Annotated in this window: 13 protein-coding genes; 6 read left to right on the top strand and 7 right to left on the bottom strand. The window is 42.2% G+C overall.

Translation table 11 applies throughout. From position 1 onward, the window contains the following. Positions 1 to 205: 205 nt before the first annotated feature. Together L4D09_RS25165 and L4D09_RS25160 are read left to right on the top strand one after the other, a co-directional pair. Positions 206 to 880 carry an oligogalacturonate-specific porin KdgM family protein gene (locus L4D09_RS25165; RefSeq protein ID WP_428460294.1) on the top strand — a complete coding sequence of 225 codons (675 nt, stop codon included), beginning with the start codon at positions 206 to 208 and terminating at the stop codon, positions 878 to 880. A gap of 436 nt (positions 881 to 1,316) precedes the next feature. Beyond that, entirely contained in the window at positions 1,317 to 2,048 is a 732-nt protein-coding gene (locus L4D09_RS25160) for a FadR/GntR family transcriptional regulator (RefSeq protein ID WP_428460293.1), read from the top strand. Between the two features lie 73 nt (positions 2,049 to 2,121). Here L4D09_RS25160 and trmY read toward each other — a convergent pair whose 3' ends face one another. The 4 genes from trmY to L4D09_RS25140 all read right to left on the bottom strand — a co-directional run bounded on the left by trmY (position 2,122) and on the right by L4D09_RS25140 (position 9,253). Further along, positions 2,122 to 2,718, bottom strand: a complete 597-nt coding sequence (trmY, locus tag L4D09_RS25155) for a tRNA (pseudouridine(54)-N(1))-methyltransferase TrmY (RefSeq protein WP_428460292.1) — start codon at positions 2,716 to 2,718, stop codon at positions 2,122 to 2,124. A 421-nt stretch (positions 2,719 to 3,139) separates the two neighbouring features. Further along, positions 3,140 to 4,888: a sodium:solute symporter family transporter gene (locus L4D09_RS25150; protein ID WP_428460291.1), complete on the bottom strand. Its 1,749-nt coding sequence runs from the start codon at positions 4,886 to 4,888 to the stop codon at positions 3,140 to 3,142. A gap of 73 nt (positions 4,889 to 4,961) precedes the next feature. Next, the gene (locus L4D09_RS25145; protein ID WP_428460290.1) at positions 4,962 to 7,112 is read right to left on the bottom strand and encodes a heparinase II/III domain-containing protein; all 2,151 of its coding nucleotides are present in this window, start codon (positions 7,110 to 7,112) and stop codon (positions 4,962 to 4,964) included. Then, positions 7,112 to 9,253: a heparinase II/III domain-containing protein gene (locus tag L4D09_RS25140; protein ID WP_428460289.1), complete on the bottom strand. Its 2,142-nt coding sequence runs from the start codon at positions 9,251 to 9,253 to the stop codon at positions 7,112 to 7,114. Before L4D09_RS25140 ends, L4D09_RS25145 begins: the two co-directional genes overlap by 1 nt. Before the next feature lie 308 nt (positions 9,254 to 9,561). Between L4D09_RS25140 and L4D09_RS25135 the strand changes: the two genes are divergently transcribed. The 4 genes from L4D09_RS25135 to L4D09_RS25120 all read left to right on the top strand — a co-directional run bounded on the left by L4D09_RS25135 (position 9,562) and on the right by L4D09_RS25120 (position 13,401). Then, positions 9,562 to 11,328 (top strand): sodium:solute symporter family transporter, encoded by a 1,767-nt coding sequence (locus L4D09_RS25135; protein WP_428460288.1) that lies wholly within the window; start codon positions 9,562 to 9,564, stop codon positions 11,326 to 11,328. Between the two features lie 87 nt (positions 11,329 to 11,415). Next, positions 11,416 to 11,745: a cupin domain-containing protein gene (locus L4D09_RS25130; protein ID WP_428460287.1), complete on the top strand. Its 330-nt coding sequence runs from the start codon at positions 11,416 to 11,418 to the stop codon at positions 11,743 to 11,745. 68 nt (positions 11,746 to 11,813) lie between these two features. Beyond that, entirely contained in the window at positions 11,814 to 12,746 is a 933-nt protein-coding gene (gene kdgK / locus L4D09_RS25125) for a 2-dehydro-3-deoxygluconokinase (protein ID WP_428460286.1), read from the top strand. 31 nt (positions 12,747 to 12,777) lie between these two features. Further along, entirely contained in the window at positions 12,778 to 13,401 is a 624-nt protein-coding gene (locus L4D09_RS25120) for a bifunctional 4-hydroxy-2-oxoglutarate aldolase/2-dehydro-3-deoxy-phosphogluconate aldolase (protein WP_428460285.1), read from the top strand. A gap of 136 nt (positions 13,402 to 13,537) precedes the next feature. On the opposite strand, the gene L4D09_RS25115 is transcribed toward L4D09_RS25120, so the two are convergent. From L4D09_RS25115 to L4D09_RS25105, 3 genes are all read right to left on the bottom strand, one after another. Next, positions 13,538 to 13,741 carry a hypothetical protein gene (locus L4D09_RS25115; protein WP_428460284.1) on the bottom strand — a complete coding sequence of 68 codons (204 nt, stop codon included), beginning with the start codon at positions 13,739 to 13,741 and terminating at the stop codon, positions 13,538 to 13,540. 162 nt (positions 13,742 to 13,903) lie between these two features. Then, a complete protein-coding gene (locus L4D09_RS25110) occupies positions 13,904 to 14,650 on the bottom strand; it encodes a 3'-5' exonuclease (RefSeq protein WP_428460283.1) in 747 nt (248 codons plus the stop codon). A 25-nt stretch (positions 14,651 to 14,675) separates the two neighbouring features. Continuing rightward, positions 14,676 to 16,553: a putative nucleotidyltransferase substrate binding domain-containing protein gene (locus L4D09_RS25105; protein ID WP_428460282.1), complete on the bottom strand. Its 1,878-nt coding sequence runs from the start codon at positions 16,551 to 16,553 to the stop codon at positions 14,676 to 14,678. Positions 16,554 to 16,638: the final 85 nt, after the last annotated feature.

The following is a 16,638-nucleotide window of genomic DNA, read 5'->3' as shown; positions in this document are numbered from 1 at the left end:
TAATCACACAACAAATATACCAATCAATAAATCAAAAAACAGAACAATAAACACAACATACTGATAAATTTGAATTTAAATATTTAGCGTGCGCCAAGTCACACTGACAGTGATCACAAAAGCAAAGATAGCCACTATGAAGACAATAAATAGTTCAATAATATTGTATTACTTTATATGGGATAATAATTAGGACACCTATCTTATGTTTAAACACTCTCGCCTAATGCTTCTTGTTGGTTCGGCACTTATTGCTGGTCAAGTTAGCGCTGCTTCTATTGATGTACGTCATGAATACAAAGGTAAATCTAGAGATCATGCTACTCGAGTTAAAATTAATGAAAGCATCGACAATTTATACTTCAGCGCCGAATTAAAGTTCAAAGGTGAAGATGGTAAGTTTATGGAAGACTTAAAGAACAATGGCTTTGAGTTTGACTGGGGCTATCGTTTCCGAACAGGTAACTGGACTATCCAACCAGGTATGCCAATTGAAGGTAGAACAGGCGGCATTTCATATAAACCTCAGTTACGTGCAACCTATGCGCTTGAAAGTGTTGAAGGCCTAACTCTAAGTGGTCGTTACCGCCATGACTTTAAAACATACAGCGATGGCCAAAGCACAGACAAACGCCACCGCTTTACAGGTAACGTAGGTTATAAAATTGATAACTGGCAGTTCGGTTTAGAAATGAACTACTACAAAGCTGAAGGTTACGACCTATTCGATGGCAAGGATACTAACTACGAAAACAACATTAGTATTCGCTATCGTCCAGGCGCTTGGAGCCCATACGTTGAGTTTGGTGATGTAAGCATGAGTTCACAAACTGACGAGCGTGAGCTTCGTAGTCGTGTTGGTCTGACGTACAGCTTCTAATCGTTAAGTGCCTAGCGTCAATAGGTTTTAAAGTAATAGGAGAAGGCCACATTTTTCAAAATGTCTATACGATAGACATTTAGTAAATAATTACTTAGATACATCTATTTCTTAGTAATGTGGCCTTCTTCTGTGAGCAGTCTGTGTGCTCAACACTTACTCAATGAGTAATAACTTACCAATAAGCTGTTCATTACATTGAAAAAACAGCTACCAAACTAAGATTATTCCCTTAAAATGCTTCCAGCCACATTACGGGCGAAATATCGTTACCAAACAACAGTTAATCTACACTTTGACATACCCTTCCCTGCATAAAAGGCTGACCAATATCGGCTTTTTTATTATCAGAATAAAAAAGTCTCAAGAATGCCAAGGATAAAAGGTATACTGTAGTCATATAGTCATACATAAAATAGATAAACCAAGGATTTCCATGTCTTCAAGTTTTTCCGTCATTGCGGGTTCCAAGCGTAGTCTGCATGTTCAGGTCGCCCGTGAAATTGCTCGACGCATTCTCTCAGGCCAACTTGAGCAAGGGCAAGTGATCCCTGGTGAAATGAGCCTCTGTGAACAATTTGGTATTAGCCGTACCGCATTACGTGAAGCTGTAAAGTTACTTACTTCAAAAGGCTTGCTGGAATCTAAACCCAAGATTGGCACCAAAGTACTTGACCGTATTAATTGGAATTTCTTAGATCCTCAATTACTTGAGTGGATGGATGGATTACAAAATTCCGAAGTCTTCTTCCACCAATTTCTTGGCCTACGTAAAGCAATTGAACCTGAAGCCTGTGCCCTCGCAGCACGCCATGCTACGGCTGAACAACGTATCGAGTTATCAGAAACATTTCAGCAGATGTCTGAAATTGCAGATAGCTTCGATCAAAGCCGTTGGGCTGAAGTCGATATGCGTTTCCACCGCCTGATTTTCCTATCTACAGGCAACGACTTCTACTTACCGTTTGGAAATGTATTGGCAACCATTTTCATGAGCTTCATTCACCACTCATCAAAAGATGGTGGCGTGTGTATCAATGAGCACCGTGCTATCTATGATGCCATCATGGCTGGTAATGCCGATAAAGCACGCCAAGCATCACAGCAACTTCTACAAGAAGAGAAGCACCGCTTACCTTCAGACGTTGCTAAAGAAAAAACAGTTTAAATTATTTAAACTTACTAAAAAGGCGCTGAATTTATCATTCAGCGCCTTTTTTATTCTATGTAGCGAATAAGGGCTATTCGGCTAAGTCTAATTCATTATGGATTAACACAACACACTGCGAAGCAAACAGCATTTTAGGGCCTAGGCTTATCTTTTCTGCGCCCAAACGTTTTAAGCTGTTATAGCTCTTCTTCGGCATTGGCATATGATCAGTCAGTAAGAAGCAAGAGTTTGCAGCGAATTCAATATCTCGAATTGAATCTCCCTTCTTGTCCATCATATAGAGCTGATAGTCTTCGGCGAGTTCTTTTACCAATGCTTCGAAACTAATAGTACGAATACTTATACCGGGCTCAACATTCAGTTCTTGTTCCTTACCCATGAACTTAGAAGCATCAAGTGCTTTGGTTATCTTGTCAAACCATGCTTGTTCGTGAAAGCCATTAATTTCAGTAAGTTCATTAGCACTAAAACGGATAGTTCTCGAATAGTCTTTCGTGCTTTCTAATACCAAATAGACTTCGACATCACTTCGATGTGACTGCGCAACAAAGATTGTATTCATCAATGTGTGGGCCAAAATTTCAGTGTGAGCACTTTGGCCAACGCCAGCAAGAAACGCTTCACTCTCTGTTGGAGCTGATCTTGCTCTTAATACAAATGCGCGCATAGATATAATCCCAATACTTCAAATCATAAAATCGTGCGTGATTATCCCAGCTTTATCGAAAGATGTAACGGGATTAATTGGTTCTGCAATAGGAAAGCTTTACTACCACCGTAGTATGGATAAAAAAAAGCCTGGAAGACCAGGCGTTTTTAATTATAGATAGTCGATGACTACCTTTTCACACAGATCCGACTCGCTTAAAGTGCCAGCTTAAACGTTCAATGGCTATTCTTCGCTCATTGGCTCCACAACAACAAGAATTACCAACGAAAACATGAATAGCAAAGCACATTAACGATTGTTTGAAAGCGTGAATTCGTGTCGCTTTTGATTGATATACGTATTATACAACCACATTACTTGTATTACAATAAGGCAATTTATTTGTAAGAGCTCGTCGTTTAACAATGCAGCGCCAAGTTTATGTCTGTGCTTCCGCTATTTTTGGGCGATGCTTCAAACCAAAGCCTGATAGAAGAATCAAACCGCCAATGAACACGAATGCGCCCCTGTCAAACATATCATTAGGTAGCAATGCCATGGCCATAACCGCAATACCAAGCCCTTTTGTTAACCACCCAAGGTAGGTGCCTTGACGATAATCAACACTCGCTTGCTCTGCAGCCTGGATTGGCGTATTCATATTTTCACACAGCTGATTCAATTCATTTAGTCGGTGTTTATCAAGTCCTTCTTCTTTATAAAAAAGAGCAGTCAGCACGAAGAATCCACCAGTAATAATGACTTGTGCCAGTACAGCAACAACGACTGTAAGATCAATGATTTCTCGAGTAGTAAAGCTTTCCGCATCAAATAGCGGCAGGAGCCAATTAGGATCAAACGCGAATTGCATGAAACATGAAACGCCCAAACCAACCAATAATGTCGCCCAACCAGACCAATCTGGTGTTCGAGTAACAACAACGGCCAGTAAAGCTGGAATAGCTAAAGGAATTTGAAGCAGTGCACCAAACAGCATCATCAAATCAAAAAAGCTATATTCCTGCATTGATGCAAAAAATAACGCCGCTAAAACAGCCAGTGCACCATTAAGCACCGTACTTAACTTGCCAACAAACATCTGCTGCTGATCTGTCGCCTGTGGGTTAATCACCGATTGATAAACATTTCGCACAAAGATCCCGGCATTCCGATTCAATGCGGTTGTTAACGGAGCAATAGTAGCTGCTATCATCGCCGCCAGTACCAAACCTAACACGCCAGCGGGCATATAATGTTCGATAAAATATAAATAAGCAGCGTTATTTGCATCATTACCTAAATTTGGATAAATCGTTGATAAGTCTACCCCTGTAGTGGCAGTGACCCAAGGCGGAATAAACCACATTACAGGCCCTATAACGAATAGAATGCCCGTGACAAATGCGGCTTTACGCGCCTCCCTTTCATTAATTGTCACCAAGAAGCGATAGCAAGACATTGCATTATTGGTACTAATAGTCTGCTTGGTCATAATTATCACAACCCATAACAGGAAAACCTGCCAATAGCTTATATTGTTACCCATAATGCTCTCTGCCGGGAAATCACTGGCTAACTGAATTGGCCCTCCTGAAGAGAACAGTGCATAAGCGCCGACAATCAAGGTGATAGACATTAATAAGATAAGCTGAATAACGTTGGTTGCCGATACTGTCCACGAGCCACCGCTGACGGATATTAGCGTAACAATAACCCCTACCCCGATAATCGTTACTTTAAGATCAATACTAAATACAGCTGCGACGAAAATAGCTAGGCCGTTTAACCAAATTGCAGCTGAAAGTGTCGTTAGCGGAAACTGAAGCCAAGTGTATATTTGCTCTGAAGCCTTACCAAAGCGTAAGCGGATCACCTCCATTGCAGTGTCGACTCGCAACTTCCGGTATCGAGCCGCAAAAAACCATGCCGCGACAAAGAATCCGATGGCATTACCCCAAAAAATGAACAACACCGGCAAGCCATCTTCAAACGCTTTTGCTGCTGCACCTGTAAATGTCCATGCTGAGAATTGAGTCATAAACGCTGTCGCGCCAGCCATCCACCACATCATGGCACCACCGCCACGGATAAAGCCAGAAGAGCTACGTGAAAAACGTTTAAAAATCAAAGCTGCTATTAATATAAAAACAAAGTATCCAGATACAACCAACAAATCTAAGGTTTGCATAATTCTCCATTACTTTTCAAAAATCAGAAACGCAAAAAGCCGGGGTAAACCCGGCTTATTTATTTTCAATCAATTACAGTTGTGCGTATGGGCCATCCCACGTAAAGGTTTCACCTTCAAACGTCACACTGTGTTTTTCATTCTGTTTACCACCAGTTTGGTTAGAAACCGCATAAGTCAGTACCTGACCATCAACCAGTTTCAAGCGAACAACTGAAGCAACATCATCCATACCAACCACTTCAACACTCGTCACTTTACCGCGAGCATCAACCGATGCCTCAACAGCTTCGTTAAAGTAACCGTGTGTTTCTAACACGTTTGCAAACAGATGAGATTTCGCTTTCTGGCGTAGTACGAACATTGGCTCAGAGCGTAGGTTAAAGTCAGGATCGTTCGCACCAAGACGACCGAAGATCACTTCACCATTAGTTCCCGTCGAGCTCACCAAGCTATAGTAACTGTTGTCATGCAGCCAGCTAACCAGCGTACTGCCAGACACTTCGCCTTGCGCTACCTGCCAGATATGCTGATAACCATCGCTTTCACCCATTGGCTTTAGGCTAGCATTACCTTGGTAATCAAAATCGGTACGGATGATCTGACCCTTATGGTGAACAGGGAAGTCATACTCATGCTCGTCTTCAGTGATCAGTCGGTATAGGTCGATAACCAGTGGGTTCTCGATACCATCAATTTTCGCCAATAATACGCTGCGCTGCATATCAACACCCGCGTAATATTCACGCACGATGCCGCTCATACCCTGAAAGTCTTCATTGTCAGTTTTGAAGAAATGCAGCTCGCCGTTACGCGATTCCGCCATTGCAGTATTGAACTCGTTTTGAGTCTTACGATCAACAACCACGGTGTTGTGTGCAATAGTCTGCTTACAGTAGCTCTTGTTCTCAGGAATGTAACGACCACCAAACTTAGGCTCGATGTTCACCCAACGGCCAAAGCCGTAGTCGTGAAGCGTTTCATGGCCTTTGTTGAATATGCTTAGATGCAAGCCATCGTAGTGGCCGTGATCTAGCGCAGAGTGGTACTGGTGATCAGAACCGTGTTGGCCGAACCATAGCAGTGCCATGGTGTCTTCATTTTTGCTATCACGGTGACGCAAGATAGTCAGGCCACCCTTGTCGCCATCAGGGCCATCAGTAACAAACAAACTCCCCCAGTTAAATGCTGGAATAGATGCTTCTTTCGCTACCGCGTCAGACAGTTTCTTACCAGAAATATGCACCCATACGTCTTTCTGGTGAGCAGCCATCGCCAATAGGTTCGCGTCTTCTTCGTAACGGCCAAAACACGCACTTGTGCTAATCAATACGCCTTCATCATTGATGTCCATCGTTTTTGATGAGTCGTTCAAGGCAGGTAGCGTACCATCAGGGAATGCCGTTGACATAACCGAATAGCTCGTTGTTTTAATTACACCGTCTTTATGTGCAAAAATACCCACTTCCGGTTGACGACGCTCAATTGTCTCGGCGAACAATTGAATTGGGCGTAAAGAGAAGCGGTGGTAGTAAGGACCTTCCATGTAGTAGCCATCTGGCGAGAACAGCTGAGAAAGCTGAGCCAGGAAGCCACCACTCACGCTATCACCTTTCAGACCATAAAGTGCTTTATCGACGATGTCTTGATTTTGAATTGCATAGCCACAGATACCCACACCAGCGACAGCCCATAAGCCATGGTTGTGGATGATATCGAAATCGTGGGCGTAAGTGTCTACAAACATATCAGCCATGATCTGGAACAGATCATCTTCGATCAAGCGACGCTCATCGTCAGATAGTGTGTGATGAATACAGCTGTATGCACATGATGAATATAGCATCCACATGTTTTCATTCAGTGTTTGGTGAAAGATACGGCCTGGGTGGTTACTATCAAGGCTAACGTTCAACTCAAGTTTTGGGTACACTTCAGCGTACGCAACTAGCATGTTACGAATATAATCACGGTACGCTTGGTTTTCTGTGATCAAAAATAAACGACCAGCAATGTCCATGTGAATATAGTTTTGCTTATGGCGATTATGCTCATAGCCTCCACCTTCACCATGTCCAGGTACTTCAATACCTGCTGTTGCCATGTACGTTTCTAGTAATTCAATATCACGAGCAAGCGCTTTGCCCATTAGCGTATCTTTACCAAGATCTTCGCGAAGAATTGCAGCTTCATCAAAGCTAATTAATAGAGGTTGGTATGTCATTATTTCGTCTCCTGCTTCACAGCAAGGAATCCTTTCCAGCTATAAGTTGTGTTGTTAATTTCAATTTGGTGCTCAGTCGTCTTTGTTACATCCGGCAGGTTGCTGGCCATCACTGTCAAACAAATACTTTCACCAGTAATCCGAACCACTGAACCAATCTCGTTGTGACCAATCACTTCAATGTTATGAAGCTTACCGCGAGCATCTACTGACGCTTCAACGGCTTCGTTGAAATAGCCATGCGTTTCTAATGCAGAAGCAAAAAGTATGTCTTTGCCTGTTGTACGCATAAGAAAACTTGTTTCATGGCGTAAATTGAATTGCGGATCATTTGCACCCGTTTGGGTGAAAATCACTTCGCTGTCTGTAGTTGCGCTTGTACCAAGCCATGTGTAGTAGCTGTTACCCTGTAGCCAGCTAATCAGTGCACTATCTTGTATTTCGCCGCGAGCAAGGTTCCATAGGTGCTGGTAACCGTAATTATCGCCAAGTGGATGCAGCTCAGTATTCGTTTTATAGTCAAAATTGGTACGTATGATCTGACCTTGGTACTGGTGCGAATAATCATATTGATGTGCTTTTTCGCTGGTTAAGCGATAAAGATCGATAAGCAATGGGTTTTCTAGTGAGTCAGTTTTTAGCATCATCACAGTACGCTGCATATCCGTATCAGGGTAATGATCATTAGCAAACGCACTCATCGCCTGTAGTTCTACACCTTCGCCAATAAAGAAATGTGGCGCCCCGTGTGCACTATCAGCACGATCCACCTCAAAATTGTTCTGGCATTGCTCGTCAACCGTAACTGCATTGTGGTTGATAGTTTGGCGCGCGTAGGTCTTGTTTTCATCAAGGTAACGGCCGCCAAATTTAGGCTCTATATTTACCCATCGAGCAAAGCCATACTCGCGTAGTACTTCTTGGCCACGGTTAAAAAACGTAATACCCAAAGTATCAAAGTGGCCATGCCCCATCCCATGCTGGCCATAGTTCATCACAAGCTGGCTTATGTCTTTGTCTTTACCTTGCATTCGTAAAAAGCCTTGAGCACCGCAGTCCCCTTGAGCACCTTCATTCAGCTCAACACTTGGCCAAAATGGAAGCTCTACATTTTCTTCAGCTTGGTGAGAGCGAGATAACTCAAGACCACAGGCGTTCAACCATACTTGTTGCTGAATATCAGCCATACCAAGCACGTTTTTATCGAAACCGTAGCGCTTAAAGTACATGCTTGCAGCAACCACCACACCCATATCGGTTATACCCATAGTGTGCGATGAATCATTAAGCGCTGGAAACTGGCCATTTGGGTACGCTGTTGACAGCAAAGCTTGAGTTGTTTGCTTAATGACCTGCCCTTTATAGTTATAAATGTCTAACTCTGGCATGTGGCGGTGAAGTACTTCAGCAAAAACCGCTAATGGACGAATAGCAAAACGGTGGTAATAAGGCCCTTCTATATAGTAGCCAGAAGGCGAAAATAGCTGTGATATTTGAGCTAAAAAGCCACGAGACTCACCATCACCGTTTAACCCAAATACTGACATATCAAGGTACTTACGTTCACCAATTGCTATGGCGCAAATACCAACAGCAGCCACAGCCCAAATACCATGATTATGGATACGGTCAAAGTCATGACCATATTTAACCGTCGACATTTCAAGCATCGGTTTAAATAAATTATCGATAATGTGACGACGTTCTGTCTCAGATAGCCAATCGCTAATACAGGAATAACCTAAACTTGCATACATGAGCCACATATGTTCATTCAGAAGCTGGTGAAAAATACGACCTGGTGGATTGGTATTACGCTGAATGTGGAAACCAAACTTCAGATACTTGTCTGCATACTCTGTAAGAAGAGAAGCCGCAAACTTTGCATATTTCTCATCTTCGGTGATCAAGAACAAACGACCAGCTAAGTTTATGTATTGGTAATTTTGCTTATGTTTATTGTGCTCATAACCTCCAGCTTCACCGTGCCCAGGGACATCTATCAGCATTAGCATATAAGCATCAAGTTCTGCCTGTAGCTTCGCGATAGTTTTCCCCATTAATGACGAACTACCAATTTCTTGTTGTAAATCAGTTAGTTCTTCATGGGTAAATAAAACTGGCTGTGTTGTTGTGTTCATATTAACCTCAGGTTAGAGATATACCGACCTCAGCGATAGCTATAAAATAATACAAATACATAAAGACTTCATCCTCATATCGATAAAACAAGACATAAGTCACAAATTTAAAGTCGAATAATAACCACAAAGAACAGAACAACTTAGCCATTTAAAATCAACACTTTAACCAAAATACAGCGTCTATGAAGCACGAAGATACAGAAAAATAAACATGACGACCATCACGAAACCAGAACCCTTGTATTACAATATAACTTTTCGAGGCATAAAATACGCCCAGTTCGATAACTTAAGGCTGAAAAAAAATGACCATTGATACTTTTGTAGTACTGGCCTATTTCCTATTTCTAATCGCAATTGGTTGGATGTTTAGAAAATTTACCACCAATACCAGTGATTACTTTAGAGGGGGCGGTAAGATGCTGTGGTGGATGGTTGGTGCCACTGCATTTATGACGCAATTTTCAGCATGGACGTTTACTGGTGCAGCAGGGAAAGCATTTACAGATGGATTTGCAGTCGTCATCTTGTTCTTAGCGAACGCATTTGGTTATTTACTTAACTATCTGTATTTTGCACCGAAATTCCGACAATTACGTGTAGTAACAGCAATTGATGCTATCCGTATGCGTTTTGGTAAAACCACTGAGCAATGGTTCACTTGGGCAAGTATGCCTGATAGCTTGATTTCGGCGGGTGTTTGGTTGAACGGTCTGGCTATTTTTGTAGCTGCTGTTTTCAACATTCCAATGGAAACAACGATTATCTTTACTGGCATCGTACTGATGGGCATGGCTGTAACAGGTGGTTCATGGGCTGTTATCGCATCTGACTTCATGCAGATGTTGGTAATTATGGCTGTAACCATTACTTGTGCAATTGCTGCCTACTTCCACGGTGGTGGTATTACTAACATTGTTGATAACTTCCAAGGTGATTTCTTGGTTGGTAACAACATGAATTACATTAGTATTTTCATTCTTTGGGTTGTTTTCATTTTCATCAAACAATTTGGTGTAATGAACAACAGTATCAATGCTTACCGTTACTTAGCAGCAAAAGACAGTGAGAATGCGCGTAAAGCCGCAGGCCTTGCTTGTATCCTAATGATTGTTGGCCCAATTATTTGGTTCCTACCGCCTTGGTATGTAAGTGCATTCATGCCTGATTTTGCCGCTCAATATAGCTCTATGGGTGACAAAGCCGGTGATGCTGCTTACCTAGCATTCGTTCAGAACGTTATGCCAGCGGGTATGGTTGGTCTACTAATGTCTGCGATGTTCGCTGCAACCATGTCTTCAATGGATTCAGGCTTGAACCGTAATGCCGGTATTTTTGTTTGTAACTTCTACCAACCAATTTTCCGTCAGAACGCGACACAGAAAGAGCTAGTGCTAGTAAGTAAATTAACCACTATCTTGATGGGCTTCATTATCATCTCGATTGGTTTGTATATTAACTCACTACGTCACTTGAGCTTGTTTGATATCGTACTAAACATTGGTGCATTAATTGGCTTCCCAATGCTTATCCCTGTACTACTCGGTATGTGGATTCGTAAAACCCCTGACTGGGCGGGTTGGTCGACACTCATCGTTGGTGGTTTGGTCTCTTACGTATTCGGTATCATGCTAAAAGCACACCATATCGAAGCTCTGTTTGGCCTTGAGCAGCCCCTAACAGGTCGCGAATGGAGTGATTTAGTTGTCGGCTTAAGCTTAGCAGCACACGTTGCCATTACAGGTGGCTTCTTCATCCTAACAACTCTGCTCTACAAAGGCCGAACGGCTGAGCGTGAAGCTGAAGTTAATAAGCTATTCGAAAACTGGAATACCCCACTGGTTGCTAGTGGCGAAGACCAGCAATCACTGGATACTAAACAGCGTTCAATGCTTGGTAATCTAATTACGACTGCAGGCTTTGGTATTCTAGCAATGGCTCTAATTCCAAATGAACCATCAGGCCGATTACTGTTTATTTTGTGTGGATCTATCGTGCTAACAGTAGGTATCTTGCTTGTGAATGCTTCAAGAAAAAAGCCTGAGGCGGCTGCCGAGGTAAGCACCATTTAATCCTAATAACAACAAAGGGAATGACCCTTTGTACCCTACTTATATTTGTAATATTTTAATACTTAATGTTTTTTGGAGAGTCACACAATGTTTTTCGATATCAACAGCACACCATGGGAAGACCTAGGCGACGGTATTAAGCGTAAAATCGTTGGTCACACTGAAGAGCTAATGCTAGTACACCTAAACTTTGATAAAGGCGCTATTGGTCACCCCCATGCTCATGATATTCATGACCAAATTGGCTATGTTGTTGAAGGTAGTTTCGAAGCAGAAATTGACGGTGAGAAGCGTATACTGAAGAAAGGTGATGCTTATATCGCGAAAAAGCTTGCTGTACACGGTGCTGTTGCACTTGAGCAAGATAGCATCCTTCTTGATGCATTCTCTCCTGTTCGTCAGGACTTCTTGAAGTAATTACCCTGTTTACCCTGATGGGAAGGCTGTTCCCCAATAACCTTCCCATCACCTTTCCCGGAGTTAATATGGCCGCGTTTAAAATTGCCATTATTGGTGAGTGCATGATCGAGCTGCAAGAGAAACACTCTCAGCTTAACCGTGCTTTTGGTGGTGACACACTAAATACTGCTGTTTACTTGTCTCGCCTGACCAAGGACAAGGATATCCAAACTACGTACGTCACTGCGCTAGGTACTGACAATTTCAGTGAAGAGATGATGACTGCATGGAATGCAGAGAGCATTGACACTAGCAAGATTATCCGTCTTGCAGACAAGCACCCTGGCTTGTACTACATCGAAACCGATGAAACTGGTGAGCGTAGCTTCCATTACTGGCGAAATGATGCTGCAGCAAAATACCTGTTAGAGCAGCCTCAAAGCCAAACGCTTCTTAGCGAATTAATGGATTTTGATGCTGTGTACTTAAGTGGTATCAGCCTTGCTATCTTAACAAAAGAAAGTCGTGACCAACTGTTCACTTTCTTAGAAGCATTCAGTGCTAAAGGCGGTAGAGTGTTGTTTGATAACAACTACCGTCCAAAGTTATGGCAAGATAAAGAAGACGCAAAAGCGGCTTACTTACGCATTCTGTCATTAACTGACATTGCCCTGTTAACATTTGACGATGAGCAAATGTTATATGGTGATGAAACAGTTGAAGATTGTATCGCCCGCACACAAGCTGCTGGCGTAAAAGAAATTGCGATCAAACGTGGTAAAGATGCCTGCCTTGTTGTTGAACAAGATTCACACACGTTTGTACCAGCTTTAGTTGCTAAATCTGTTGTTGATACAACAGCAGCTGGTGATTCTTTCAGCGGCGGCTATTTAGCCAAGCGCTTTACTGGTGGCTCTGCGAACGAAGCTGCGCATGCTGGACATCAAGTCGCTTCAACGGTTATTCAGTACCAAGGTGCTGTCATTCCCGCCGATGCAATGCCAAACATTTTCGCTTAATCGATATTCTGACCAATATTCAGGAACTATTATGAGTAATCTAAACGACCAACTTGCCGCACTAAAAGTTATTCCAGTTATTGCAATTAACAATGCTGAAGACGCAATTCCTCTAGGCCGAGCGTTAGTTGAAAATGGCATGCCTTGTGCTGAAATCACACTACGTACAGAATGTGCAATCGAAGCGATTCGCATCATGCGTAAAGAGTTCCCTGAGATGCTAATCGGTTCAGGTACAGTACTGACTAACGAGCAAGTTGACGCATCTATCGAAGCGGGTGTTGATTTCATCGTAAGCCCAGGTTTTAACCCACGTACTGTTCAATACTGTATCGACAAAGGTGTTACTATCGTACCAGGTGTTAACAACCCAAGCCTAGTTGAGCAAGCAATGGAAATGGGTCTTCGCACGTTGAAGTTCTTCCCTGCTGAGCCTTCTGGTGGTACTGGCATGCTTAAAGCACTAACAGCAGTTTACCCTGTTAAATTCATGCCTACTGGTGGCGTAAGCTTGAAGAATGTAGATGAATACCTATCTATCCCTTCTGTACTTGCGTGTGGCGGTACTTGGATGGTTCCAACTAACCTTATCGACGAAGGTAAGTGGGACGAACTAGGTAAGCTTGTTCGTGATGCAGTTTCAAAAGTTCAATAACCCCCCCAGTTATTGTTTTCCTGATTTAGTCGATCATTTTGTACTGAGTTGAATAACCTAGTTAAAGAGACAACGTACTTTTCTACATTAACATTTTTTGTCCCAGCCTTGAGCTGGGACTTTTTTTATCTTTTTTTCATGTCGTTGGCGAATGAACAGGTCTTAAAATAATAATTGGCACTGGCTCTGGCATCCTATCCATCGTTCGATACAACTCCATATAATGCACACGGATACGTTCTTGTTCGCTACTGGCAGTTGGTGATACATCAAGGGAGGACATTGAAGTACAGCCGGAAATCAATAAACCAGCTATGACAACTAATAGATGATATCGCATAAAGCAAACCCACCTCAGCCCAGAATTCAGCATTAATCGCTATAATAATGGTCTCGTTATTAAGTCATTGCCTTAAGTGTAATGCACCCTCTTACTTTTAGGATTGGACTTCACCAAATAGCAAGAAGGTCTAATAGTCATGAAAGGTGATTAAGGTGGACTCTAGTGATGATTTACTGTCATCTCAAAGTGATTAGCATCATATATTTTGTTTAATTTTAGCTCTTCCGTACCAAACATTTTCTTCACCATAGCTAAAAACAACTCCCCTGTTGCCACAGCATCGATCAATGCACCATGACAAGGGTAAGACGGTAAACCATAGCGTTCCCGTATAGATGAAAGACGATAATCACCTTCTTTATTGTGCATGTTAATCGCCATCGACTTTTCTAGTAACAAGGTATCTAACCATAAAATAGGCGGAAAGGTGACACCGTAGCGCGACTGCACATAATGCTCAATAAAGCACTTTTCAACCGTTAGACCATGGACGAGAACAACCTTCCCTTGCATGCGCTCAAAGAGTGCTGTCATCGCGCAATCAAGCGTTTGTCCTTGCTGTAACATCTCAGGTGTGATGTGGTTAATTATCGCAGTAGTGGCATTGATGCCACTACTGTCTTTAATGTATGTTTCATGACATGTTTCGAGGTCTAACGCCCCATCTGAAAGCTCCACATAACCGATGCTTAAAATTTGATCGTTCTTTGGTGATAACCCTGTGGTTTCAAAATCAAGCACAAGAAAATCTATCTCGTTCAAACTAAAATCATTCTCCTGCCAACAGGTAATACCTAAGCGTTCAATAACTTGCGGTAACTCGCCTATATCTTGCAGTCCTTGCCATTTCAATCTCGCTTTCTCTAAACGATTAAGAGGCTTAAACATTGAAAACAAGCTTTTCATTCGTCAATTTCCTTTTTTACAACAGTTAAAGCTTGCTATAACGTAGCTTTACAGCATCTTGCAGCTCGGAGATAATCCTGAAGGCATCTTTTAGGTGTTTACGCTCAAAGTTACCAAACATATCTGGCGAAATATGGTTATTGGGTGTTTCACCCTTTTTCATTGCTTCAAGTTGATGGGCATAGCGAACACGGGTAATAAATCGATAAGCGCCAACAATATCTTTTAGGCTGTCTTCACTTAACTCACCGTTTTCATAAGCATAGCGGAACCTTTCTTCAGTTCCTGTCAGCGTACCTCCAACCGACAAGCTATAAATCCTCGCTAAGTCAACAATCAAGTTAAGGGCATATTTTTTGATATTTAACGTATTGGTATGCTCGCCATTTTTCTCAAGTACAAATTTATTAAAGATTCCCAACGGTGGGTTCGTTGAGGTCGCATCATTCACTAAAATAGTTAAAAATGAGCGGTTCTCACCTAGCACTTGATGAAGGTGTTCTTGAAGTTGTTCTGAGAGTTCATGAGCGCCATAGATCGAACGTACCTCAAGGAATACACTAATATTCAGCAAACGCTCATATTCAGGGTTTGAAGCCCATTTACGGTAATATTCTTTCCATACAGATAATGGCTGACACCATTTTTTCACTGATGCCATGTAGTTGCCGCTGCATAAGCTATAACCACAAGCATCCATCCATTTACACACATCCATCGCTAATAACTGGAAATACATCCGGTCATCATCGGTTACGTCATCCGATAAAATAATCGCATTGTCTTGGTCTGATAACTGATGTATTTCATTTCGGGCATGTGAGCCCGCAACGACCCATGCATACTCACAAGGGGCTTCACCAAGTCGAGCTTCCACTAGCTGAAGGATTCTGCGATTAAACGCATCCATAATCATCGACATGACTTGACCAATAATATCTGAACCAACGTTCCCTTCAACTAGGGCTTCAAAGATACCCTGCCGCTCTGCCGTTAGCTCTGCTAATCCATCCAACGAGTTTGTGTATTTGATTTTTTCGATCAAAAAGATTGCCTGAACTCTATGTTCTTGCACGAGGTGTGTTGTTGTTAACAAGCCGACAACTTGATCATCTTTCACCACGGGTAAACTACGAACATTATGTCGCATCATCTTTGATGCCGCTTTCATGACCAAATCATCAGGTGCAATAAGCATGGGGTTCAAGGTCATCACATCGCGAATCGGTTTATCGGTATTCATACCAAGCGCGAGAACACGCTTGGCAAGATCACGATCAGTAATCACACCAGTAATCTTACCTTGTTCGGTAACAACAGCCATTGAAGAGCGCTCTTCAACCGTCATGGCATAAGCCACTTTTTGAATCGTCATATCAGCAGAGACTACTGCAACTTTACCGCTAGCAACTTCTGATACTTTCTTGAAAAATAAACCTTTTTCATCATCAGACCACACCACACTTAATGCTGACTGAATTCTTACTTGTGCTTGAGCGGCAAAGTGTTGAGCATACTCAGGGTAAGATTCCAAAATGATTTTTAGCTTGTGATGTGGCACGAGGTACAGCAAGGTATTTTCCATTGCTGTTGCTACATAAGCCATTTCATCTTGACTGTTTGTGCCCTCTTCTGTTTTGAGAAAGCTGAAACCAAAAATATCTTCTTCGCCTAATTTTGCACGTAGTACCCCATTCGTCTTGCGCTGCTCCATCGAACCCGTTCGGATCAGATACAAGTACGACTCTTCTTGTTCGGTACTAAAATGAATACGCTCACCCTGTGCCATATAGGTAATTTTGATAGAGGAAGCAATTTGACGCTGACAATCAGAGGGTAATTTATCAAAAGGATCAACATGAGCAATAAAGTCAACGATATTGGGCAGCAGGGCTTGAGGCATAAAATTGATTTCCATATTAATAGTGTATAAGAACAGTCAAATCAACCGCTTCATATTGAATATATAATAATACAAAAATCTGTTA

The organism is Photobacterium makurazakiensis (assembly GCF_050336715.1).
In the GTDB taxonomy this organism is placed as follows: domain Bacteria; phylum Pseudomonadota; class Gammaproteobacteria; order Enterobacterales; family Vibrionaceae; genus Photobacterium; species Photobacterium makurazakiensis.
The sequence above is the reverse complement of the archived record's forward strand: the minus strand, read 5'-3'. Positions and strand labels throughout refer to the sequence as shown.

Bases quoted from the DNA above. Each gene is read 5' to 3' on its own strand.
- L4D09_RS25165 (WP_428460294.1), top strand. From the start codon at position 206: ATGTTTAAACACTCTCGCCTAATGCTTCTTGTTGGTTCGGCACTTATT.
- L4D09_RS25160 (WP_428460293.1), top strand. From the start codon at position 1,317: ATGTCTTCAAGTTTTTCCGTCATTGCGGGTTCCAAGCGTAGTCTGCAT.
- trmY (WP_428460292.1), bottom strand. From the start codon at position 2,718: ATGCGCGCATTTGTATTAAGAGCAAGATCAGCTCCAACAGAGAGTGAA.
- L4D09_RS25150 (WP_428460291.1), bottom strand. From the start codon at position 4,888: ATGCAAACCTTAGATTTGTTGGTTGTATCTGGATACTTTGTTTTTATA.
- L4D09_RS25145 (WP_428460290.1), bottom strand. From the start codon at position 7,112: ATGACATACCAACCTCTATTAATTAGCTTTGATGAAGCTGCAATTCTT.
- L4D09_RS25140 (WP_428460289.1), bottom strand. From the start codon at position 9,253: ATGAACACAACAACACAGCCAGTTTTATTTACCCATGAAGAACTAACT.
- L4D09_RS25135 (WP_428460288.1), top strand. From the start codon at position 9,562: ATGACCATTGATACTTTTGTAGTACTGGCCTATTTCCTATTTCTAATC.
- L4D09_RS25130 (WP_428460287.1), top strand. From the start codon at position 11,416: ATGTTTTTCGATATCAACAGCACACCATGGGAAGACCTAGGCGACGGT.
- kdgK (WP_428460286.1), top strand. From the start codon at position 11,814: ATGGCCGCGTTTAAAATTGCCATTATTGGTGAGTGCATGATCGAGCTG.
- L4D09_RS25120 (WP_428460285.1), top strand. From the start codon at position 12,778: ATGAGTAATCTAAACGACCAACTTGCCGCACTAAAAGTTATTCCAGTT.
- L4D09_RS25115 (WP_428460284.1), bottom strand. From the start codon at position 13,741: ATGCGATATCATCTATTAGTTGTCATAGCTGGTTTATTGATTTCCGGC.
- L4D09_RS25110 (WP_428460283.1), bottom strand. From the start codon at position 14,650: ATGAAAAGCTTGTTTTCAATGTTTAAGCCTCTTAATCGTTTAGAGAAA.
- L4D09_RS25105 (WP_428460282.1), bottom strand. From the start codon at position 16,553: ATGCCTCAAGCCCTGCTGCCCAATATCGTTGACTTTATTGCTCATGTT.